The following is a 24,221-nucleotide window of genomic DNA, read 5'->3' as shown; positions in this document are numbered from 1 at the left end:
GTTATTCATCTCTGCAATAAGCACTATCCATTCCTGTTTCAACCACAAATATCTGCCGATAACCCTCAATATCACGCATAAAAGCAACATAGCGATCATCCGGTGATATGACAATTGCATCCGCGGAAGGAGCATCTTCGGTACGCTGCGTCAAACGCCGAATTTCGCCATTTTGACTATCACAGAGTACAACACTGTTATCACAAACACAGGCAATAAACCGACCACGGCTATCCCAGCTAAATGCAGACTGAATATTGTCACTACGGTGAGTTATCTGTATTGACTCACCACCATTTGGCGAGATGTACCATAGTTGGACAATCCCATTATCATCTTTCATTAAGAAACAGATTTTGCTGCCATCTGGTGATGTTCTCAACCAATGTCGGGGTATATTCACTACACCCGGCCAACGTTTATCATGTGTAAATGTTAAACGCCTCTGTTTCACTCCCGCAGGTGGAGCGGGTAATGTTGTTTCAGTACCCGCCAAAGGCTGACTACCGGCAATAGCGTAATCGCTATCATTTTCAGGCAGGTCAATGAGAAAAATTTCCGGTATCTTTTCACCATTTTCAGCACAGGTATCTCCGATAAAGGCCAGCGCCCAACGCTGCCATTGACCATTATCTTTTAAATACCCCCTTTTCCCTATCCAACCTTCTTCATAAGCCCGATTAATATCATCACTTCCGGGACGGGGAGATGGAGTAGTTTGGCTGACCACAACCGAAAAATAACTGCCATCATATTCCCTCCGATGTTTTTTGACTGACTCCACGGATTTCAACGGAACAGCCACAGCAACATTACGTAAATCAAATGCAGGATCTAACTCATGCATTACATGGTCGTTATAGGTAAAACTCAAGCGACTGCTGTCAGGACTGAAAACGTGAACATGTGTACCGCCACGCAAGGCTCCGGCGGTATAGGGAGGAGTAATATCCAGTGCATCAATATTCACCGCTATATGTGGCTGGGTATCGTAAACAATCACCCCACGACGGTGATGGAAATTATACTGCCATTGCGCATCTGGGTTTTCTGGGCCATGAATGAATGCATAACGAACGGGTTCCTGTTGGCTCACTGTCACCACCCCAACATGAGATCCCTTTCCTGCCAAATAAACAACTTCAGTCTGCCCATTATCAATATGAATTTTTTCTATCGTTAGGCCCGTAAAAGACGCTCCGTCAGGACGAACATCGTATACCAACCACTGGCTGTCAGGTGTCCAAACATTTATATTAGTTATCTGATGGCTATGGCTATCAAATGTTATCTGGCGTTCTTTAAAGACCATTTTTATTACCTTAACATTGAGAGGTTTCGGATGAAAAAAACTAATTCTATTGAAATTTAACTAAAAAAATTCAGGCGAGGAGTTATTATTTCAACAGTACCCTTTACTTCTACGTTATTTATTTGACTAAAATTATGTTACTTAGTGTCCTTTATATTATTGGTATTACGGCTGAAGCCATGACAGGTGCCTTAGCCGCTGGTCGCCGAAAAATGGACGTGTTCGGCGTTATTATTATTGCTTCCGTGACGGCCATTGGTGGTGGCACCGTCCGAGATATGATCCTTGGTCACTACCCTCTCGGCTGGGTAAAAAATCCAGAGTATATCGTGACCGTTGCTTGTGCTGCCGTGGTCACCATCTGGGTTGCACCCATGATGAAGCACTTACGCCGTTTATTTCTCATTCTTGATGCAATTGGCTTAATTGTCTTTTCCATCATTGGAGTTCAAATCGCGTTGGATATGTACTACAGCCCGATCATCGCAGCCATTGCCGCCGTAATTACTGGCGTTTTTGGCGGGGTATTGCGCGATATGTTTTGCAATACCATCCCGCTGGTATTCCAAAAAGAAATTTATGCAGGGGTCTCTTTTGCCGCCGCCTGGCTCTATATAGCTTTATTACATACGCCATTGCATCCAAATAGCGTGATCCTGATTACGCTTATCGCAGGACTCGCCGCACGGTTAATTGCTATCCGTTATCGCCTTGGATTACCTATCTTTAACTATGACAGTGCAGACCATTAACCTTAATTATGCGCTTCGGGGTGGCTTGCCGCCCCATCTCTCCTACTTTTAATCGGCTCGATATCTTGCTTCTCTGACGTGTTTATCTCCCCAATCCATTTATCCTCCTTGATACCATGTACAGCCAGACTCTGAATTACCCTCTTTATCTCTGGATGCTGTAAAAAAGCTGAAATTTTTTCTGCTTGCTTTGCCGTTAATGATAGCGAATTTTTAGTGTCAGCACCCTCTGGCTGCATATTCCATTGCCAACCCATATTTTCTGTAAACCGATTGGCATAAGGCAGGCCAATTGCTTCACGCCATGATGAAAACAGTCGTGACTTCGCTTGCTGTAATTGGGAGAAAATCAACTCAGCACGCTTAGTTCCGATATTGGGTACTTTTTCAAGTTGTGCTTTATCCAACGCCAGCCAATCCGTTAAATTCGTCACAAGCCCATGCCTTACCAGAATGGCCCATGTTCCTTGTCCAACGCCTTTCATTTTCAATTTTTCTCCAAGCCAGGTCAGGCGGGCAATGAACTGTTGCTGACAATAATGTTCATTCACATTACTCAAATAACTGAAAGAGAAACAACTAAGATAGTGATAATGCTGTTCATCAGGTGGCTGGATATCAGGACGTTCAGCCATACGCCATACCACCTTATCGAGTTTAGGTATACCATGCCCTGCCAACGCTACTGTTATTTTATCTCCGGGATAAACATTCCATTGCTTCCATCGTTTGACAGAACCGATATTGACACGGCTAATTTGTCTATCATCCAACCTCACTTTTTCTAATCCCAAGACAACGGATATTTTCCCCGTCCGGCCTATTGTGAAGTTGACATCTTTTACCGTTGTCACTTGTTGGCGTAATGGATATTTCCATGCAATCGCCCAACTATTTGACCCGGAACGCCATTGCCGGCCAGCCGGTTCAATTTCCTGCCGTAAAACAACACCATCTGAGGCAAAAGGTAGTGGCAATTCAAAATAATCTTTCCATCTTTTTTCTGCATCTTCTGGGGTAGCAACGGGATGACTGTATTGCTGTGCGAGAGGAAACCCCATAGATGCCAATCGTTCCAATTTAACTTCCATGTCATATGGCCCATCCGGCCAACCCCAAATAAAGACGCCAATTTGCTTAATCTCTGCAGCAGGCGTCTTGCGCATCATTAACCCCGCAACCTTGCTACGTGAGCCGTGGCTACCTGAAATGGATTGCCGATGCTCCTTCTGCTGCCAAAAAAGCTCACCTTGTAATACCATATGTTCCGGTGCATTTTTTATCTGTTTCGGAATACTGGGAATAAACAGGCTTTTATCCATCCAGTCAGTTCCCTCTATTCCATCACCGCGGCTAATAAACCTCACTAATTGACCTTTTTCATAGACCAAAGTAACCGCAACACCATCAATCTTAGGTTGCAACCAGACTTTCGTTCTTCCCTGCAACCACTGACGAACTTTCCACACCTCTTTTAGCTTATTTAAGCCGGTATGCTGGACAGGGTGAGGCTGTTTTCCCTCCTGCGATACCTTAATTTCGAAAGTGCTGTCTGGCATCTGGTTTGCACAGCTTTGCCACAGCACCAAAGTTTCCAGTAATTGATCATAGATTTCATCATCTATTTCACTGACACCCTGCTGGCGATAAAGATCATCCCATTTCGCCATCTGTCGTTTCAGATGCTCTATTTCATGCTGAAGTTTTTCCTGTGACCATTTTTCCTGTATCCATGCAGAACAATGTCCCTTGTCAGCAAATGCCGCAGGCATTCCAAATAGCGACACACTAACTGTTATAAGAAAACCAATAAGAAAGTTAAGCATCCCTGCTCCGTTAATTCCCTGAAACACGAGCAGAGAATAAAAAGCCCGGTAATTTTTACCAAGGGGGAAAATATGGGTTTGCGAAGCGTTTCGAAAAATAAACACTCAATTTCTGCAACCGTTTATTTTTCCTGAAATTGTTTCGCAAAATTAAGTAGTAACGTCAGGTTGTTAAGAAAAAATTTTGTTGAAATGTCCGTTGGCATGTATTGTAACGCTGCATGGATTGACCTATCCGTGTATACTATGTGGGATTTTATATTCCTGCGCTTGCATTTGTTTATACCCAACCAGTCAAGAAATCATCATGAACCAAGGAACGTTATATATTGTTTCTGCGCCGAGTGGAGCAGGCAAATCAAGCCTCATTCAGGCTTTACTGAAAACTCAGCCTTTGTATGACACTCAGGTATCTGTTTCACATACAACACGTCAGACCCGCTCAGGCGAAAATCATGGTGAACATTATTTTTTCATCACAGTAGATGAATTCCAAAATATGATCAGCCATGATGAGTTTTTGGAATATGCCTGTGTCTTTGGTAACTATTACGGTACATCCCGAAAAGTCATTGAAGACACTCTCGCCAGTGGTGTTGATGTTTTCCTTGATATTGACTGGCAGGGAGCGCAGCAAGTCCGTCAGAAAATGCCAGCAGCCTGCAGCATTTTCATTCTTCCGCCCTCCAGGGAAGAGTTGCTCCGCCGCCTGCGCGGACGTGGTCAGGACAGCGAAGAAGTTATTGCTAAACGAATGGCTCAGGCTGTCGCAGAGATGGAACATTACAACGAATACGATTACATCATCATCAATGATGATTTCAATACGGCACTGGCCGATTTACAATCTATTATTCGTTCAGAGCGTCTACGATTAGATCGTCAGACTCAGCGGCATGATGCCTTAATCAGCAAATTATTGGCAGACTGAACCAAGTTTCAGTATTATGCCCAGTCATTTATTTATCTGTGGAGTAGCACACATATGGCACGCGTAACTGTTCAAGACGCAGTAGAAAAAATTGGTAACCGTTTTGACCTGGTGTTGGTCGCTGCTCGCCGAGCACGTCAATTGCAATCAGGTGGCAAAGATCCCCTCGTTCCAGAAGAAAACGATAAGATGACTGTTATCGCTCTGCGTGAAATCGAGCAAGGCCTTATCAACAATAAAATTCTTGATGTTCGTGAGCGTCAGGAACAGCAAGAACAAGAAGCCGCAGAAATCAAAGCTGTTTCTGCCATCGCTGAAGGTCGTCGTTAATTTTACGGTAGGTCTGCCTTGTACCTGTTTGAAAGCTTGAATCAGCTTGTTCTGAAATATTTGCCTGAAGATCAAATCGATCTACTTAAGCAGGCCTATGTGGTTGCGCGGGATGCCCACGAAGGGCAGACCCGTTCCAGTGGTGAGCCGTATATTACTCACCCTGTGGCCGTTTCCTGTATTTTGGCCGAAATGCGACTTGACCATGAAACACTTATGGCGGCACTTCTGCATGACGTAATTGAAGATACTCCAGCAACATTTCAGGACATAGAACAGTTATTTGGCACGGTCGTTGCCGGTTTGGTGGAAGGTGTTTCTAAACTGGATAAGCTGAACTTCCGTGACAAAAAGGAAGCACAAGCTGAAAACTTCCGCAAAATGATCATGGCAATGGTGCAGGATATCCGCGTCATCTTGATTAAACTGGCAGACCGTACACACAATATGCGAACCCTTGGCTCCCTGCGTCCCGATAAGCGGCGGCGCATTGCCAGGGAAACGCTGGAAATTTATAGCCCCCTGGCTCATCGTTTGGGTATCCATCACCTGAAAACTGAACTGGAGGAGCTTGGGTTTGAAGCCCTATATCCTAACCGTTACCGCGTGATTAAAGAGGTTGTTAAGGCCGCCCGTGGTAACCGTAAAGAGATGATCCAGAAAATTCTGTCTGAAATTGAAGGCAGGTTAACAGATGCTGGCATCCAATGTACCGTCAGTGGTCGCGAAAAACATCTCTACTCTATCTATCGCAAGATGCATTTGAAAGAACAGCGTTTCCATTCCATCATGGATATTTACGCTTTTCGTGTCATCGTCAATAATCTTGATACCTGCTATCGCGTATTGGGGCAAATGCACAGTTTATATAAACCGCGTCCCGGCAGAGTAAAAGATTATGTTGCTATCCCCAAGGCTAACGGCTATCAATCCCTGCATACTTCCCTTATTGGCCCGCATGGTGTGCCTGTTGAGGTTCAGATCCGTACCGAAGATATGGATCAGATGGCAGAAATGGGGGTGGCGGCACACTGGGCTTATAAAGAACAGGGAGAGTCCGGCACAACTGCACAAGTCCGCGCCCAGCGTTGGATGCAGAGTTTACTGGAGCTTCAGCAAAGCGCCGGAAGCTCTTTTGAGTTTATTGAGAGTGTCAAATCTGATTTGTTCCCCGATGAGATTTACGTTTTTACCCCTGAAGGACGAATTGTTGAGTTACCGGCTGGTGCGACCCCTGTCGATTTTGCCTATGCTGTCCATACCGATATCGGTCATGCTTGTGTCGGCGCACGCGTTGATCGCCTGCCTTATCCTCTCTCACAGACGCTCAGCAGCGGGCAAACCGTCGAAATCATCACAGCGCCCGGTGCTCGTCCTAATGCAGCATGGCTAAACTTTGTTGTCAGCTCTAAGGCCCGAGCCAAAATCCGCCAGTTGCTGAAAAACCTGAAACGGGATGATTCCATCGGATTAGGGCGACGTCTACTCAATCATGCACTGGGCAACGGTACAAAAGTCATCGATATTCCACAAGAGAATATTGATAAAGAACTGGCAAGGATGAAACTTGCTACATTGGATGATTTACTGGCCGAAATCGGGCTAGGCAATGCCATGAGCGTGGTTGTCGCGCGTAATTTATTATTGGGTGCAGCGGAAAAAACATCAAACGGCAGTGGCAATGCAACGCGTAAGCTGCCTATCAAGGGCGCTGATGGTATTCTGATCACCTTTGCAAAATGTTGTCGTCCAATCCCAGGCGACCCGATTATTTCCCATATCAGTCCGGGGAAAGGCTTAGTGATCCACCACGAATCGTGCCGCAATATTCGTGGATATCAGAAAGAACCAGAAAAATTCATGCCTGTTGAATGGGATAAAGATATCAATAGTGATTTTATTGCTGAAATTAAAGTTGATATGTTTAACCATCAAGGCGCACTGGCAAATCTGACCGCCGCCATCAATGATGCAAATTCCAGCATTCAAAGCATGAATACAGAGGAAAAAGATGGCCGCGTCTATTGTGCTTTCATCAGGCTGACGACCAAAGACCGTATCCAGCTGGCGAATATCATGCGTAAGATACGTGTTATGCCGGACGTGATGCGGGTCAGCCGTAACCGAAATTAAAGGTTATGAATCCTAAACGTTACGCTCGTATTTGCCAAATGATGGCAATGCGCCAACCTGACCTGACAATTAATTTGTCTGGAAGCAATCGTTGAATGTCTCAGTTGCATCTGCTTTAATCTTGTATGAAGCGCAGCGGCAACTGGCCGGCATGTACCAGCGGGAAAAGAGCATATTATCCGAAGAGGAACAACAAAAACTGCTTTTCGAAGGGGGATATCCCGTTTTGGCAGCCGTTTCTCACCGTAAGGGTCTGGAACAACCATTGATTGATAAACAAGGGCAAATCATCGCAAGTGAAGTGTGGTGGGCAGCAATGCAGGCAACGACTGCGCCATCGATACCCATTGAATTTCAAGATGCAGCGCGACAGCAAGTGAGCGCAGCCAACAAAGCGGCTAATTGAAAGACAACAGGTATACAAGGATATAAATCACACCGACGGAGACATCGCATGAAAGGCCAACTACTTGATGCCATTCCCTTAACCACTCTGCATGGTGTTGGAGCCAGTCAGGTCGCTAGGCTCGCCAAATTAGGGTTGGTCAATCTACAGGATTTGCTGCTGCACCTGCCTCTCCGCTATGAAGATCAAACCCGCCTGTATACCATCAATGAGTTGCTGACTGGCATTTACGCGACGGTAACGGGTGAAGTATTGCGTACCAATGTCATTTTTGGACGCCGGCGCATCATGACCTGCCAAATCAGCGATGGAACAGGTGTATTGACCCTGCGTTTTTTCAACTTCTCCGCTGCCATGAAAAACAATCTGGCCGAAGGGAAACACGTCGTTGCCTATGGCGAAATTCGTCCCGGAAATCAGGGGCCAGAGATTATTCATCCTGAATATAAAGTCCAGCAACACGCCAACCGTGTTCAACTGCAAGAGACATTGACTCCCATCTACCCCACAACCGAGGGAGTGCGCCAAACAACGCTGCGTAAGTTGATCGAACAAGCCTTGGAGATATTGGATACCTGTGCTGTTAACGAACTGCTACCTGAAGAATTCAGCCGGAAGATTATTAGCCTGCCCGATGCCCTTCATACATTGCATCGTCCTCCACCGGACATATCCCTGACTGATTTAGATAACGGCAGACATCCGGCCCAGCGCAGATTGATTCTGGAAGAGTTTCTGGCACACCATTTGAGTATGTTGGCAGTCAGAGCCGGAGCACAGCGCTTTCACGCCCAACCACTCATGGCGGATGACACCTTAAAGCAGCAACTTCTCAATCAATTACCCTTCTCACCGACAGGGGCGCAAGCGCGTGTTGTTGCAGAAATCGAGCACGATTTGGAAAAGAACGTTCCCATGATGCGTTTAATACAAGGGGATGTCGGATCAGGTAAAACGCTGGTCGCGGCTTTGGCGGCAGTTCGCACCATTGTTCACGGTAAGCAGGTTGCGTTGATGGCGCCAACTGAACTGCTGGCGGAACAGCATGCCAATACCTTCCGCCAATGGCTCGAACCACTCGGTATTCAAATCGGTTGGCTGGCTGGCAAACAAAAAGGCAAGGCTCGTCAGGCACAACAAGAAGCGATTGCGAATGGTCAGGTAAGCATGGTCGTCGGAACCCATGCGATGTTTCAGGAGCAGGTAAAATTTGCGGGACTGGCGCTGGTCATCATTGATGAACAACACCGGTTTGGTGTTCATCAACGCCTTGCTTTATGGGAAAAAGGCCGAGAACAGGGCTTCCATCCCCATCAGTTGATCATGACAGCCACCCCCATTCCACGCACGTTGGCAATGACCGCCTATGCCGATCTGGATACATCCATCATCGACGAATTACCGCCGGGGCGAACACCAGTGACAACCGTCGCCATTCCTGATACCCGCCGGAACGATATTATCCAGCGTATCAAAAATGCCTGTCTGGATGAAGGCCGTCAGGCTTATTGGGTATGTACGTTGATCGAAGATTCTGAGGTGTTGGAAGCGCAAGCAGCACAAGCCACCAGCGAAGAACTGGCCCTTGCGTTGCCGGAACTGAAAATCGGTTTAGTACATGGACGAATGAAGCCCACTGAAAAGCAAAGTATCATGGAGGCTTTCAAACAGGGTGAATTACAATTGCTGGTTGCCACTACAGTTATTGAAGTTGGGGTTGATGTTCCCAATGCCAGCCTGATGATCATTGACAACCCTGAGCGGCTCGGATTGGCTCAGTTGCATCAGCTTCGCGGGCGTGTCGGGCGTGGGGCCATTGCTTCCCACTGCGTCCTGCTCTATAAAACCCCTCTGACCCAAACGGCCAAAATTCGCCTGCAAGTTTTACGGGACAGTAACGACGGTTTTGTAATTGCTCAGAAAGATCTGGAAATTCGCGGGCCGGGTGAATTGCTTGGCACACGCCAAACTGGTAATGCAGAATTCAGGATCGCGGATTTATTGCGGGATCAAAGTATGCTGCCCGAAGCTCAACGCATCGCTCGCTATATCCACCAGCACTATCCTGAACATGCCAAGGCACTGATTGAGCGGTGGCTACCGGATAGCTCGCAGTACAGCCATGCCTAAATTCAAACCGTAATAAATAAGCAAAAAAATGCCGCTGAGTATTTCAGCGGCATTTTAGCCAAGATATCAGGCCATATCACAAGCGGGTCAAATTAACCTGCAACAGATGGGAATACCGGCAACAACAGATATAACTTGATAACAGCAGCATTGACGATATCAATAAAGAATGCACCAACCATCGGCACTAAAAGGAATGCCACATGTGATGGTCCAAAACGATCAGTAATCGCCTGCATATTTGCAATGGCTGTTGGTGTTGCGCCCAAGCCAAAACCGCAGTGACCGGCTGACAATATTGCCGCGTCATAATTCTTGCCCATTATACGGTAAGTCACGAAAATCGCGTACAACGCCATCACCACTGACTGCACAGTGAGGATCACCAGCATTGGTAGTGCAAGGGAAGCCAACTGCCATAGTTTCAGGCTCATCAGTGCCATTGCAAGGAACAGTGACAAACTGACGTTACCCAATATAGAAACCGCTCGGTCAAATACCCGATAAAAACCAAGCATAGACAGACCATTGCTGAGGATAACACCAACAAACAGCACACACACGAATGTCGGTAATTCATATGAAGTGCCTTGCAACAGTTTCTCAATAAATTTGCCCGCCAACAAACAGATGGAAATCATGGCAATGGTTTCCAGCATCACCAATGGCGTGATAAGACGACCAGTATAAGGTTTCTCAAATGCAGTTGGGATTTCTGTATCATCTGTACTCAAACCCGGTGTTTTGATGTTTTTCACCAAAAAACGTGCAACCGGGCCACCGATCAAACCACCCAAGACCAAACCGAATGTCGCACATGCCATTGCGACTTCCGTCGCATTCTCAAAGCCGTAACGTTCAGTGAATAATTTGCCCCAAGCGGCTCCCGTTCCGTGCCCCCCAGAGAGTGTAATAGAACCCGCCAGCAGCCCCATTAATGGGTCAAGGCCAAGCATTTTCGCCAATGCGATGCCTACGGTGTTTTGCACTAATAACAGGCCAACAACCACAAAGACAAAAATTATCAGAAGTTTTCCGCCCGCTTTCAGGCTGGCAAGGTTAGCGTTCAGGCCGATTGTGGCAAAGAACGTCAACATAAGAGGTTCGGTGAGAGATGAATCAAAACTGATTTCCCAACCTACGGTTTGTTTAACCGCCAATAAAACTAAAGCAACCAATAATCCACCGGCGACCGGCTCAGGGATTGTGTATTTCTCAAGAAATGGAACTGTTTTTACGAGTTTTCTTCCTAGTAGCAAAACAAGAGTGGCAGCAACGAGCGTGCCATAAATATCCAGATGATACATTTATGTACCCCATCCATTGTTAATATTATGTAAGTTTAATGTGACGTTATAATCATCCTATAAAAACGCCAAGAGCAGATAGGGATCGGATTAGAAAGAAAATTATTAATAAATACAAGTTAAAACATTTAAAAATGTGACGGAATTAAGCCGTTTGGGATAAGCAAAACCAAACGCAATCAATTGCTTTAATGTTGTAGATCATTAAAATGCGTTGTTTTGTCCATCTAGAATTTCATAACATGGCCAATCCAGCCCATGGCTCCAATTCACCAGAAGTTTCCGCTAAATCAGATAATGAATTGATTTATCGCCTCGAAGATATCGCCCCAAATTTGCCGCCCCACATCGCCGTGATGATGGTCAATGGGTAGTAAAATTTGAATATAAAGGGCAACATTACTCGTGGGTTGGTCAGGCTGATAACCTGAAAGATGCAATGATTCAGGCATGGCAGGCATATTTTAGTTGAATTTCTTCTTTTGATTAAACTTAATTTTGACAGAAATTTCTCTTTTAAGTATATTTAAATCAGGAGGAGAAATGTTTGATGTGATAACTCATCCAGATGCACTATTGGAATTAAAACAACTACCTGACGAACTGCGAGGTCGCATGTTTCGGTTGATAGAACGACTGAGTGTGGATGGAAACCAATTAAAAATGCCGCACAGTAAAGTTATTGGCGGTGGTTTATTCGAACTACGGGTTGGAGATAAAAATATAGCCAGAACGCTATATGCATTTGAGATAGGGGAAAAAATTTATTTATTACATGCATTTGTGAAAAAAACTCAAAAAACTCCATCCGGCTCTATAGAAATAGCCAGAAAACGGTTACAGGAGATGAACAAATGAACGGTATCAGTTTCGAACAACTGAAAGCAGAAATGTTGGATACTCCAGACGCTATTCAGGCATACAACGATGCTGATAAAGAATTAGCGATAGTTGAAATGCTATACCAAATGCGCGAGCGCGCTGGATTAACAAAATCAGAATTAGCTAAACGATTGGGTATATCTCCATCCGCGATCACACGACTAGAGGGTAATCCGCTGGGTGCTAGTGTGAAAACATTATCACGTTACGCTAGTGCCTGTGGTGCTAACATAGATATCAGAATGACATTTTAAATTAAGGTGGGACCGCGGTCCCACCCTCTAGTCGTAATATTTGTTGCCCAAATTCATAAAAACCAATATCTAGAGTAATTGATGGGTGATTTAACGGCCATTCTGCTGAATTTAATTTTTCCTCCGGAAAATAGCCGCTAGTTTTGGTTGCCTTCCTCCCGCTCCTCCCGGCGGGAATTTTTGTATTTTTATTTTGCGTATCTATTCGCAATATCTGAATTTACTTCCATAAAAATATATTAAATACTGTTTTATCTGCACCAGCTCTTGAGCGTCTGTACTTTTTACGGCATAAAAGAGTTTCTATCAGGAGGAAATATTGAGGTGAGAATCATGAAATGGTTAGGGAAAAGTGTTGTCGCTCTTTTATTGTTGCTCGCTCTGGCAATTATCACCATCTATGTTGTTATCCAGACGCATTGGGGCGCAAAACAATTAAGCCAGTGGTTTAACCGACAAGGACATTATCAAGTCAATATCGAAAGCATCAGCCATAGTTGGTTGCAACCATCCACCTTAACGTTTAGCCGTGTGGATATTCACGATAAACAAAGCCCTTTCTCACTACAAGCCAATACCATCAATCTCGATTTCAAATGGCGACATCTACTGACACCACAAAATCTCCACCGCCTGACATTGCAACAAGGAACAGTAACGTTAGCCAATAACCAATTACCACTTCCTTTGAAAGCAGATATTTTACAACTGAATCAGATGAATGTTCAGTTGAACAATCCAACCACACCTATTCAGGGAGAGAACATCACTGGCGGAATTACCCCTTGGGCACCTACCGTGGAAAGCCCATTTGGTGATGGGCAATATCAATTCAGTGCCCATGTAATCCGCTTAAATGGCATTCCTGTTGAAAATGTCATGATGCAGGGGAGCTACCAGAATAAGGCTCTGAATATCGATTCTTTTGGTGCGACATTTCTGCAAGGTGCTGTTTCTGGAGATGGCCAACGGTTATCTAATGGCAGCTGGCAGTGGAATAATCTCCTGATCAGCGATATCCGCTGGCAATCACCGATGACATTGAATGCAATCAAGGAAGAAATCAGCCATCTTCCTGCCATTCATGTGAAAGACCTCAATATCACCAATGCCAAGTTACAAGGGCAAAACTGGTCTGTCGATTATCTGAACAGTACCATCAAAAATCTGGGGCTGGTCAATGGCAGTTGGGATGGCGAAGATGGGTTGATTGATTTTAATGTTATGAACATGTCCCTCAATAATGCCCAGCTCAGTGATACTCTTGGGAAATTCCGGTTTTCTGGCGATACTTTTACCATTGCCAATCTGACAACCCACTATCAAAAGGGATTGTTTAATATCCAGACTAAATGGGATCGCAAAAACCGGTTTCTGACCCTCAAAGATAGCTCAGTAACAGGGCTGTTTTATCATTTGCCATCAGCCTGGATTAACTATTTACAAAACCCGGCACCAGAATGGATTTCCGGGCTGAAACTCAATGACATTAGCATCAACAATACCCTGTTGGTTGATACTAATCCTCATTTTCCATTCCAGCTCACCACCCTTTCAGGCCATGTTGACACTCTGGAGCTTTTGAAAGATGGCAAATGGGGATTATGGAATGGACAGGCATCGTTTCAGGCCGCAGCGGGGACATTCAATAAAATAGAGATAACCCGTCCTTATCTGCAATTTCACACTACTGATGACAAGATAACCATCGATAAATTAAATGCTTTTACAAGTGAGGGGTTACTGCAAATTACCGGCACAGCGGAACAACGAACGTCCCAAACTCCTTTTAACCTCAGTTTCAAAGGAATGAATGCGGATTTGAGCATTTTGCCTCAATGGGGTTGGGTGCCACTCAATATTCAAGGAGAAGGGAATTTCTCACTCGAGATTACTGGTGACCTCTCTGCTGATAATGTTAAAGGCACAATCAATGGTACATTGGTTGCTGAAGATAAATCATCAGACAAAGAGTCACAGTCTGTTGAGCAAGGCCTGATTTCGACAAATCGTTGCACTACAGCAGCCCACTCTCCCGTAGATAACTCGGAAACCGAACATCCAACAACAGAGAGTGAAACCTGCACCAAAATCAGGCTGTAGCAAAACGTTCTGGAGGCATGACAATATAAGTACCGGTGAACACGCTACCGACACCATGTTCACCGCTAACCTCTACTTCCAGTTTTACGCGTGCTTTGTTGCCACGGGCAAGGCGGGCCAAATCGCCACTCATATTATTGAAATCTGCGGTTGCACTGGGACGCCCAGTAATAGGCTGCCGATAGCGAATACTGGCATCCACCAAAATAATATCTCCGCCCAGCTGGCGTTCCTGTAGCAATAACCAAATTAGCCCCCATGCTGTTAACGTAGCTTGGGAAAACAAGCTGCCCGCAAAAATAGTATTGTGTGGGTTTTGGTTCCCCGCTTCAGGCATCGTCGTGATAAAACGTTGCCCAGTATATTGCGTGATCCGCAGCCCCATCTTTTCACTCAGAGGAATATGTTTATGCCATGCTTGCTGTAATTCCGCACACCAATCAGGACGATGCAGAATATCATCAAGGCTCATGATAGGTTTTATCATTAGAAAATGGTTAATTGGTGATGTTCTGGCCCCATTGATTAAACCGCGGTTCTCAAAACCCAATTTATCAAAGAAATCGACGGCATCTTCCCGTGCACTGCAAACGACCCGCTTTACCCCTTCTTGTCTGGCAACAGATTCCAACGCCATTGCAATCAGTGTGCCCAGCCCTTTCCGCTGCACATTGGGGTGAACAGCCAGAAAACGGATTGCCCCTTCACTATCCGCATTAATATATAAGCGCCCGACAGCAAGCGGGTTACCATGTTCATCCACCACCATTTGATGATGAGCTATTGAGTCGTAACCATCTTTCTCTGAACCAATGGGCTGATGAAGCGGTTTACGCAGCATCTCCCAACGAAATTGGTAATAGGTTTCCAACTCTTGTTCTGTTTGAGGTACTCTCAGGTGGTACATAGAAACAACCCCTCTCTTGTGTGTTGTCATGTGTAAGTCAGGAAAACGTATACAGCACACTGCGGATTACTTTACACCTGCAACCAGAAAGTCACGGGTCCGTCATTCGTTAAACTGACTTCCATATTTGCAGCAAATTTCCCCGTTTCTGTTTTTACACCAGTTATACGGCACTGTTCAACAAAATAGCGATAAAGTTCATCTGCTTTTTTAGGTTCAGCACCACCAGAAAAACTTGGCCTCAACCCCTTCTGAGTATCCGCCGCCAATGTAAATTGGGACACAACCAGTAAGCCGCCATTAGCCTGCTGAACACTCAAATTCATTTTTCCCTGCTCATCGCTGAATACCCGATATCCCATCATTTTTTCGCATAAACGTTGTGCTTTTTGTGGGTTGTCATCTTTCTCAACTCCCAATAACACCAGTAATCCCTGTCCAATTTCCCCAATAGTTTCATTTTCAATAACAACTTTTGCCTGTGTCACACGCTGTATTAAAGCGATCATTTTTCTTACCTGTTGTCCTCACCCTATCCGGGCAAGGAGAATAGAGGAAAATATCTTCCGCTGATTGCGGAAAGCATTAATTTTTTGCGGGAAGTGAGAAATCATGTGTCTTGAAATAATCAGGAATGTCATTCCTGCCAGCTACATGAATTGCATTGATACCTGATCGTATTGCTGCTTCGACATGCTCTAAAACATCATCAAAAAATATGGCCTGATCTGCCGTTACACCTTCCGCCTTAAGTACATGTTTAAAAATGTCAGGTTCCGGTTTACGCATTCCCAGTTCTTGAGATAAATAAAGGAAATCGGCTGATGCTGCAATCTCAGGATAATGCACAGACAAGTAATCAAAGTGCAGGTGGTTAGTATTTGATAACACAACTACGCGATGCCCTTGTGTGCGTAATTTATTCATGAGTTCAATAATTTCTTGTCTGATACCAATAAAAACCGCATTCCAGCCTTCAGCAAATTGTTCAAAACTAAGTGAAATCTCCATTTCGTCACACACCATTTCTGCAAATTCATTGTCACTGACTTGTCCGCGCTCATGTTTTTCGAAGATATCATTCAATGAAAATTTCGCGGTCAATGTTGCCAGTGGAGTTCCACTCAAATTACTCCAAACAGCCAGAACCCTTTTAAAATCAATATCAATAATCACATTACCCATATCGAAAATATACAGCATAATTCCTCCTGACTGATGTTCATCGTTTGGTACTTTTATCATATTTTTGTGCATAAAAAAGGATAAGAGACAAAAAAACAAACAAGCCGCGCATTTAATGAACAGGTGTTGAATTTGATGAATGGTGATTAGAATTATAACTTTCTGTACTGACAGACAATCAGGAATAGATGAGCAGGGTAAAAATGATAAAAGGTAATATCTAAAAACTCAGGGTGCCGAAGCACCCTAAGCTATTCGTATTCAATCTGTCACACGCAATGTACCAAAAAGTAATTAAACTTCTTTGCTACGACTTGCGCGACGACGATCGTTTTCAGTCAAATGACGCTTACGCAGGCGAATTGACTGTGGAGTCACTTCAACCAGTTCGTCGTCATCAATAAACTCCAGCGCCTGTTCCAGTGTTTTCTTGATATGCGGAGACAGGGTTGTCGCTTCATCCGTTCCTGATGCCCGTACGTTAGTCAGCTTCTTACCGGTCAGACAGTTAACTGTCAGATCGTTAGAACGCGAGTGAATACCGATGATTTGGCCTTCATACACTTCAGTACCGTGACCAAGGAACAACTTACCACGTTCTTGCAGACCATACAGCGCGTAAGCAACCGCTTTACCCTGTCCGTTAGAAATCAGTACACCATTCAGACGACGACCAATCTCACCCGGACGGATATCATCATAGTGGCTGAATGTCGCGTACAGCAGACCCGTACCGGAAGTCATAGTCATGAATTCAGTACGGAAACCAATCAGACCACGGCTTGGGATAACGTAATCAAGACGAACACGGCCTTTACCATCTGGCAGCATGTCACGCATTTCACCTTTACGCTCACCCAGCCCCTGCATCACATCACCCTGATGCTGCTCTTCGATATCCAGAGTTACCTGCTCGAAAGGTTCCTGCTTACGGCCATCAATTTCACGGAAAATAACTTTTGGACGAGAAACGCCCAGCTCAAATCCTTCACGACGCATGTTCTCAATCAGAACAGACAGGTGCAATTCACCACGACCTGATACACGGAATGCATCTGGGTCTTCAGTTTCTTCAACACGCAATGCAACGTTGTGAACCAACTCTTTTTTCAGACGATCCAGAATCTGACGAGAAGTGACATACTTACCTTCACGACCACAGAACGGGGAAGTATTTACGCAGAAATACATGCTCACGGTAGGCTCATCAACCGCCAGTGCCGGCAATGCTTCAACCGCATTGAATTCACACAGGGTATCGGAGATGTTCAGATCGCCCAGACCAGTGATCGCAATGATATCGCCCGCTTCAGCTTGTTCAGATTCAATACGATCCAGACCCAGATGGCTGAAAACCTTACCAACTTTACCGTTACGTGTTTTACCTTCACTATCGATAAGAGTGATGTTCTGGTTTGGTTTTACTTTACCGCGCTTGATGCGGCCAATACCGATAACGCCAACATAGTTGTTGTAATCCAGCTGAGAAATTTGCATCTGGAATGGGCCATCAAGGTCAACCTTAGGTGGCTCAACATGTTCAATGATTGCCTGATACAACGGAGTCATATCTTCAGCCATATCAGTGTGGTCATTACCTGCAATACCCATCAGCGCTGAAGCATAGATGATTGGGAAATCCAGTTGCTCATCAGTTGCACCGAGGTTTACGAACAGGTCGAATACCTGATCAACAACCCAATCCGGGCGGGCGCCGGGACGGTCAACCTTGTTGATAACCACGATAGGTTTCAGACCGTGGGCAAACGCTTTCTGGGTAACGAAACGAGTCTGTGGCATTGGGCCATCCATCGCATCAACCAGCAGCAGCACACTGTCTACCATCGACATAACACGCTCAACCTCACCACCAAAATCGGCGTGGCCCGGGGTGTCTACGATATTGATACGATAATCATTCCATTTTATGGCGGTGTTTTTCGCAAGAATGGTGATACCACGTTCTTTTTCTAGATCATTAGAATCCATCACACGCTCAGTTGTTGCAGCGCGCTCACCGAAAGTACCGGACTGTTGCAGGAGTTTATCAACCAGCGTGGTTTTGCCATGGTCGACGTGAGCGATGATGGCGATATTTCTTAAGTTATTAATTGACAAGTATTTTTACCGTTTTAGCTATTTGATGGATTATTAGATGGATACAACATGGCAGAACACTGCCACATTTGTCTAACGCAAATATGCTGCTATTTTACACGTTATGGCAACATAGTGAAATAAATGTGAGATGTATCACCTTAGATAAGTTGGCTGTGCCCTTCTTTGCACTCTACAGCCTTGTTAGTGACACAAGCTTTCTCAACCACATGGTCATCCATATGGGAATTTTTCCCTTATTATTGTACTGTAATTTGACCTGCAATCGATGAATTATCTTAATAAATATAAACTTGTTAGTTAAGCCTGCTTAATAAAAAGAAAAAATATAAATCCTCTGATTACTGATAATATCCGAGCTGTTTTTTAGTTTTGTACTATCTTAGTTTTTATCTATCTATTAGCCGTGTGGCCGAATAACTTTTTGTTATCAGTCGATAACTATTTTTCATAATAAAAAAAACAATACATTCTAATATATGAAATTAGGGAAGTCTCGTTTTCTTGATAAACATCAAAGAAAAAACAGTCAACGAATAAAATATCTTGAGGTACTTTTATATGCCATCATATTTAAGTAAGATTATTATTTCTTTCATTGCTATTTATACATTACTGATTCCGTCTACAATAACAACCGCCCTTGCAGAGGGTAATTTAACGGATAATGATATCTATTCACAAAAAATAAACACGAAAAATAATATAGATATTCCAGTAAGTGAGTCAAGTAATAAATTATTAATTTCGAACACGCATAAAGAAGCCAATATAGAAAAAAACAGTGACACCTCAAATTCTGACACACCAAATATTATCGCGAGAAATATTCACGCAGTCAGCAATATTCTTTCTTCGTCCCCTAAAGAGTTAACCGAACAAGCCAAATCCTATGCGTTGAGCAAACTTAACAACACCGTTACCTCCGAAGTACAAAAATGGTTATCGCAATTTGGTACGACCAGAATTAACTTTGGGCTGGATAAAAAAGGAACTTTAGAGAATACCTCTCTCGATCTGTTGCTCCCCATTTACGACAATAAAGCCGATTGGTTATTCTTTTCCCAATTTGGCTACCGTAACAAAGACAGCAGGAATACCGTTAACATAGGTTTGGGTGGCCGTTATTTTTACCAAAACTGGATGTATGGCCTGAATACCTTTTATGACCATGATCTGACAGGTAAAAACCAACGCTTGGGGATGGGAGGAGAAATCTGGGGAGACTATATTAAGCTCTCCGCCAATGCGTATTACGGCTTAAGTGATTGGAAAAAATCCCAACATTTTCACGATTATCATGAACGTCCTGCCAATGGTTATGATATTAATGGCGAATTTTTCCTGCCGGCTTATCCCAATCTGGGTGCCAAACTAGCCTATGAACAATATTTCGGTGATAACGTTACTTTATTCAACCGTGATACCAAACAGAAAAATCCCAGCCTGGCGACGTTAGGACTGAATTATACCCCTATCCCGCTCTTTACAATGGGGGTTGATTATAAACAGGGAGAAAGCGGACATACTGAAACCCAATTCCTGGCGAATTTAAATTATAAACTGGGTGTTCCACTTCATGTGCAGTTATCGCCAGACAGTGTAGCTTCCATGCGGACATTGGCGGGCAGCCGCTATGATTTGGTGGAAAGAAATAACCAAATCATCCTTGATCACCAAAAGCGCTCCACTTTACAACTTTCTTTGCCGGAAGTGATGACGGGATACAGCCATGAAGAACAGGTTGTTACCGTGACTAACAATCCCAGCGATAAAGTGGATTGGCTGCAACAAAATAACGACTTTATCAAAAATGGCGGCAAAATCTCACTGAATGCCGGCAATAAAATGACCATTACCTTTCCTGAATACCAGTTGAATACAGGGGGAATCAATACTTATCCGCTGAATTTTACCGTATCAGAAAGTAGCAATTTGCAACAGACTCATCATGCCACCATACAAGTGATTGTCAGGCCATTTTTGATAAAAGAAAAAGAAGTTCAACCTGACGGAGGCGTCATTGCTGACGGTAAAACTCCCTATATTTTCACCCCCGTCATGACTTACGACACAGTTAATCATATCCCGTTGCCGAAGGATGTTCCGTTAAACCATATTAAATGGACAACTGAACCGCCGGTTGGTGAAGAATCAGGGCTGAGTTGGGGTAAACCGGAACCGACCTCGATAACCAACGAAAAAGGGCAATTACAAGCCGCATTAGTGAGTAGTAAACCGCAGAAAGAGGTGAACGTATTCCTGCAAATGGATGGCATGGCGAAAACCCAAGTCGGCACAGTGAGTTTTGATGATGATCCTGCGGGGTATCATATTAAGGGTGAGCTGACGGTGAATAAAAAAAGCCCTCTGATAGCCAATGGTCATGACGACTATACCTTCACCGGCACTGTCTTTGATGCACAGAATAACCCTGTGAAGAAGACGAAAATTTCTCAGGTGAAATGGTTTATTAAACAAAACGGCACAGATGAGAGCCAGAACCAAAATCTTATTTTTAAACCTCTGGGTGATACAACAAATGAATCAGGAGAATTAACGGCAACGCTAGCCAGCCATAAAGAGATAAAAGATTTACAAGTTGCACTTTCCATTAAAGGTGACGCGCCCACCATTGAAGCCCCCCATCCTGTTTCCTTTATTGCGGATATTGCCGGTTACCGTGTTCAGGATATCACCGTCACCCCAACCGGGACATTAACGGCTGACGGTCGCAGCCAATTCCATTACACGGCCACAATTGTGGATATCAATGATAACCATCGGACCGTGACCGATGCAAAAATCAAAAATGTGGCATGGAGTACTAATCAGAAAGAGGATAACGGCCTGATTCTGGTGCCTATCAAAGAAGGAGATATCTTCAAAACAGATGATAGCGGACAATTAAAAGCAACGTTGGCAAGTAAAACGTTTATCGGTGATGTCCGGGTTTCACTCACTATTGAAAATCAACCTCCCTTTAATGCAGAACAGGTTTCCTTTACTACAGATCCCTCAAAGTACAAGATAAAAGAGCTTATTGTCGATCCACAAAAGCCCATGATTGCTAATGGACTCAATCCATTTACCTATACCGCAGTGGTTTTGGATGGTGATGGAAATGTTTTAAAGAACAAAGAAATTAACCAAGTAAAATGGAAAATCACACTCAATGGTCGGGATGTGAGTGACGATAAGCAGCTGGTTTTTCATCCCCAAACCGGAACTGTCAAAACAGATAAAGATGGAAAACTAACGGCACAGTTGGCGAGTCACGAACCCAGAGAAAATTTACTGGTTTCGCTCTCCATTGAAAACCACCAGGAAGTTGACGCAAACCAGCTGGTTTCGTTCATTATAGATCCCTCAACTATCCGTACTAAAGGAGGAAAGCTGGATATGGAGCCAGGCAGTCCTTTAACCGCCAATGGTGAGGCTTCCTATACCTTTACAGCAACTGTCATCGATAGTATTGATAACAAGCCTCTTGGGAACCAAGACATTAAAAATGTGAACTGGCGCATCATGCAAAATGAAACGAAAGATGTCACGGATAATCCTAAATTTACTTTTAATGCACCGGATGGCGACGTAACAACAAAAGACGATGGAACATTACAAGCAACATTAAAAAGTACAGAGGCCTTGGATGGACTCACGGTACAACTTTCATTTGAAAATCAAATTAAGGCCAAATCACCTGCCTTTGCCTTTATTCCGGATCCCAAAACTTATGAAGTTCAACTAGATCGTAATAATCCAGTTAATCCTAGTAAAAACAAAGCATTAATAAATGATATTTACACCTACACAGTTACAGTTACAGGAGAGAATAGCAAACCAATACCAGCGCAAAATGTAACATGGGAGTTTGAACCAAAAACAGGGCCAGCCGTTAAGTTCATTTCAGTTGAAAAAACGACGAATAACCAAGGGAAGGCCACTGCAACGTTAACAAGTGCAGATAAAGCTACAGGAATTAGAGTCTCAGCAACAGTTGATGGACATAAAGTTTCAGACCCAGAAGGGGTGAATTTTGATTGGCCAACGATTGATGTACGGGTTTTAGGGGAAAACATAATTGCTGGAAGTAGTGATGGATATAAAGTCACTGCAACGGCTTATCGTGATGAAAGTAAGACCATTCTTTATAAAGGGCCAAATGACAATAAAGGAACAGATATTAAATTTGCTTGGTTACCCGCACCTGAAGGGACGACATTGGATGCCTCATCTGGAGGATCATTAACTATTGGTTCAGACGGCACCCTACAAAACACATTGACGGGGGGATTGCTTGATAATGGATCCCCTGTACAAAATGTAAATGTTTGCCTCCAGGTTATTGAACCACAAACTGAGCCAAAAGCATGTACTCCTGAGATAAATTTTTATCTGGATGTAGGGATTGAAGAAATTATCGTATCAACACATCCCACTGGCAAAAAGGTATTAGATGGAAATAGTCAGGATTACTATATCTATACAGCTAAGATAATTAATAAAAAAACCGGAAAGCCACTCCCTGACGGTTACTCTTTCCAAAATGATATTTGGAGTTCTGATCCTGCGGCAGACACTAGCCAAGAGAATGGTATTCCAGAAATGAAGTTTACACGAATGGATACTACAGTAACGAAAGGGGAGCTTATTGCCCATTTATCTAGTAGCGTAGGTGTCGGGGATGTTAAGAATGATCAGGTAACGGATGGGGTGAAAGTTACACTAACAATACCGCCTGTGAAAGGGCAGCCACCTGAGACGAAATCAGCAGATATTGTTGCTTTCAGTCCAATGCCACACGAAGCGGGGCTTGAAGTGAGCAGTACAATTAGTGTAAATAACAAAACAATGAAAAAAGTATTTAAAGAGCAAAACAGACCTTATAACTCGTTTAGGGGTCTACAAGGACGTTTAGTTAAATTACCATCAGAAGATCCGATCCTTCAGAATGGAGATATACTCGATCCGCCTCCTCAGGTAATAAAGGGATACGTTAATATAGATAATACAACGGGAGTAATAAATTTATCTGCTATTGGGACGGCTGCTATAAACGTATCTGTTAAGAATCCGAAGAATAAAGTTCGGCATCTTTATACGTATCAATTTAATAATAAAAGATTTTTCTCACATACTAGCGATCCTGTGGTTTATATGCCGAACGACCCTGGTTCATGCACTGAGGCTAATCCGCTGGTGCAAGATGCAACAGTCAATGATGTGTTTGACCCTGCGGGAGGTGGAATTCCTCTAGTGGTGGAGTTTCCTAAACCTTACTTTTGGGGAATATTGAGCTTTCTTAATACTGGAGTACCTGCTCCGAATATGGCAGATATTCGTGGAGGAAATGCATCATTACATCAAAACGTGTTTGTATTTGATCTCGCTACCGACACAATGGTCTCTGGCGACTCAGTAGCTGGTTATTTATTCTGTGCATTGTCTCTTCTTCCCTGAGAGCTAAACTTTGAGTTATTGCACCTCTCCGCCTTCTTGTCGGGCGGAGAGTCTTATCTGTTAACTGACTATTTGCTCTTTTTATAAGCCTGATATAAATTTCAGTCAGAATAACAAACTAACCAGTTTTATTTATTTTTATATTACTATCATCATGAGTGATAACTTTTTTTCATTATGCA

The 24,221-nt window shown here is 43.9% G+C and carries 17 protein-coding genes and 1 pseudogene; 11 read left to right on the top strand and 7 right to left on the bottom strand.

Annotation, left to right across the window (positions count from 1 at the left end; genetic code table 11):
• Nucleotide 1: 1 nt before the first annotated feature.
• Nucleotides 2–1,312 carry a YidR family protein gene (locus tag AC5JQI_RS00965; RefSeq protein WP_493913418.1) on the bottom strand — a complete coding sequence of 437 codons (1,311 nt, stop codon included), beginning with the start codon at nt 1,310–1,312 and terminating at the stop codon, nt 2–4.
• Between the two features lie 134 nt (nt 1,313–1,446).
• Here AC5JQI_RS00965 and AC5JQI_RS00960 point away from each other — a divergent pair, with 134 nt between their 5' ends.
• Complete coding sequence (locus AC5JQI_RS00960; RefSeq protein WP_493913417.1) at nt 1,447–2,064, top strand: trimeric intracellular cation channel family protein; 618 nt, start codon at nt 1,447–1,449, stop codon at nt 2,062–2,064.
• Between the two features lie 2 nt (nt 2,065–2,066).
• Here AC5JQI_RS00960 and ligB read toward each other — a convergent pair whose 3' ends face one another.
• Nucleotides 2,067–3,890: an NAD-dependent DNA ligase LigB gene (gene ligB / locus AC5JQI_RS00955; protein ID WP_493913416.1), complete on the bottom strand. Its 1,824-nt coding sequence runs from the start codon at nt 3,888–3,890 to the stop codon at nt 2,067–2,069.
• 307 nt (nt 3,891–4,197) lie between these two features.
• Between ligB and gmk the strand changes: the two genes are divergently transcribed.
• The 5 genes and pseudogenes from gmk (at nt 4,198) to recG (ending at nt 9,820) form a co-directional block, all read left to right on the top strand.
• Entirely contained in the window at nt 4,198–4,821 is a 624-nt protein-coding gene (gene gmk, locus AC5JQI_RS00950) for a guanylate kinase (protein WP_493913415.1), read from the top strand.
• Nucleotides 4,822–4,875: 54 nt separating this feature from the next.
• Nucleotides 4,876–5,151 (top strand): DNA-directed RNA polymerase subunit omega, encoded by a 276-nt coding sequence (gene rpoZ, locus AC5JQI_RS00945; RefSeq protein WP_013185697.1) that lies wholly within the window; start codon nt 4,876–4,878, stop codon nt 5,149–5,151.
• A gap of 18 nt (nt 5,152–5,169) precedes the next feature.
• The gene (gene spoT / locus AC5JQI_RS00940) at nt 5,170–7,284 is read left to right on the top strand and encodes a bifunctional GTP diphosphokinase/guanosine-3',5'-bis pyrophosphate 3'-pyrophosphohydrolase (protein WP_493913414.1); all 2,115 of its coding nucleotides are present in this window, start codon (nt 5,170–5,172) and stop codon (nt 7,282–7,284) included.
• An 85-nt stretch (nt 7,285–7,369) separates the two neighbouring features.
• A pseudogene (locus tag AC5JQI_RS00935) lies at nt 7,370–7,690 on the top strand (RNA methyltransferase); the annotation flags it as partial.
• A gap of 48 nt (nt 7,691–7,738) precedes the next feature.
• Nucleotides 7,739–9,820, top strand: a complete 2,082-nt coding sequence (gene recG, locus AC5JQI_RS00930; RefSeq protein ID WP_493913413.1) for an ATP-dependent DNA helicase RecG — start codon at nt 7,739–7,741, stop codon at nt 9,818–9,820.
• 92 nt (nt 9,821–9,912) lie between these two features.
• On the opposite strand, the gene gltS is transcribed toward recG, so the two are convergent.
• The gene (gene gltS / locus AC5JQI_RS00925) at nt 9,913–11,127 is read right to left on the bottom strand and encodes a sodium/glutamate symporter (RefSeq protein ID WP_493913412.1); all 1,215 of its coding nucleotides are present in this window, start codon (nt 11,125–11,127) and stop codon (nt 9,913–9,915) included.
• 242 nt (nt 11,128–11,369) lie between these two features.
• Between gltS and AC5JQI_RS00920 the strand changes: the two genes are divergently transcribed.
• From AC5JQI_RS00920 to AC5JQI_RS00905, 4 genes are all read left to right on the top strand, one after another.
• A complete protein-coding gene (locus AC5JQI_RS00920) occupies nt 11,370–11,501 on the top strand; it encodes a hypothetical protein (protein ID WP_493913411.1) in 132 nt (43 codons plus the stop codon).
• 169 nt (nt 11,502–11,670) lie between these two features.
• Nucleotides 11,671–11,985, top strand: a complete 315-nt coding sequence (locus AC5JQI_RS00915; RefSeq protein WP_493913410.1) for a type II toxin-antitoxin system RelE/ParE family toxin — start codon at nt 11,671–11,673, stop codon at nt 11,983–11,985.
• Nucleotides 11,982–12,263, top strand: a complete 282-nt coding sequence (locus AC5JQI_RS00910) for a helix-turn-helix domain-containing protein (RefSeq protein ID WP_493913409.1) — start codon at nt 11,982–11,984, stop codon at nt 12,261–12,263. Before AC5JQI_RS00915 ends, AC5JQI_RS00910 begins: the two co-directional genes overlap by 4 nt.
• A 333-nt stretch (nt 12,264–12,596) precedes the next feature.
• A complete protein-coding gene (locus AC5JQI_RS00905) occupies nt 12,597–14,366 on the top strand; it encodes a translocation/assembly module TamB domain-containing protein (RefSeq protein WP_493913408.1) in 1,770 nt (589 codons plus the stop codon).
• Here AC5JQI_RS00905 and fabY read toward each other — a convergent pair.
• From fabY to typA, 4 genes are all read right to left on the bottom strand, one after another.
• Nucleotides 14,356–15,273 carry a fatty acid biosynthesis protein FabY gene (fabY, locus tag AC5JQI_RS00900; protein WP_493913407.1) on the bottom strand — a complete coding sequence of 306 codons (918 nt, stop codon included), beginning with the start codon at nt 15,271–15,273 and terminating at the stop codon, nt 14,356–14,358. The two genes, AC5JQI_RS00905 and fabY, sit on opposite strands and share 11 nt — an antisense overlap.
• 71 nt (nt 15,274–15,344) lie before the next feature.
• Nucleotides 15,345–15,782, bottom strand: a complete 438-nt coding sequence (gene dtd / locus AC5JQI_RS00895) for a D-aminoacyl-tRNA deacylase (protein WP_493913406.1) — start codon at nt 15,780–15,782, stop codon at nt 15,345–15,347.
• Nucleotides 15,783–15,858: 76 nt separating this feature from the next.
• Nucleotides 15,859–16,476, bottom strand: a complete 618-nt coding sequence (gene yihX, locus AC5JQI_RS00890; protein ID WP_493913405.1) for a glucose-1-phosphatase — start codon at nt 16,474–16,476, stop codon at nt 15,859–15,861.
• 276 nt (nt 16,477–16,752) lie between these two features.
• Nucleotides 16,753–18,576: a ribosome-dependent GTPase TypA gene (gene typA / locus AC5JQI_RS00885; protein ID WP_237385809.1), complete on the bottom strand. Its 1,824-nt coding sequence runs from the start codon at nt 18,574–18,576 to the stop codon at nt 16,753–16,755.
• Nucleotides 18,577–19,137: 561 nt separating this feature from the next.
• Between typA and AC5JQI_RS00880 the strand changes: the two genes are divergently transcribed.
• Nucleotides 19,138–24,039, top strand: a complete 4,902-nt coding sequence (locus tag AC5JQI_RS00880; protein WP_493913404.1) for an inverse autotransporter beta domain-containing protein — start codon at nt 19,138–19,140, stop codon at nt 24,037–24,039.
• Nucleotides 24,040–24,221 lie beyond the last annotated feature (182 nt).

Source organism: Xenorhabdus sp. XBWT (assembly GCF_059072735.1).
This window is presented reverse-complemented; position numbering and strand designations above follow the sequence as displayed.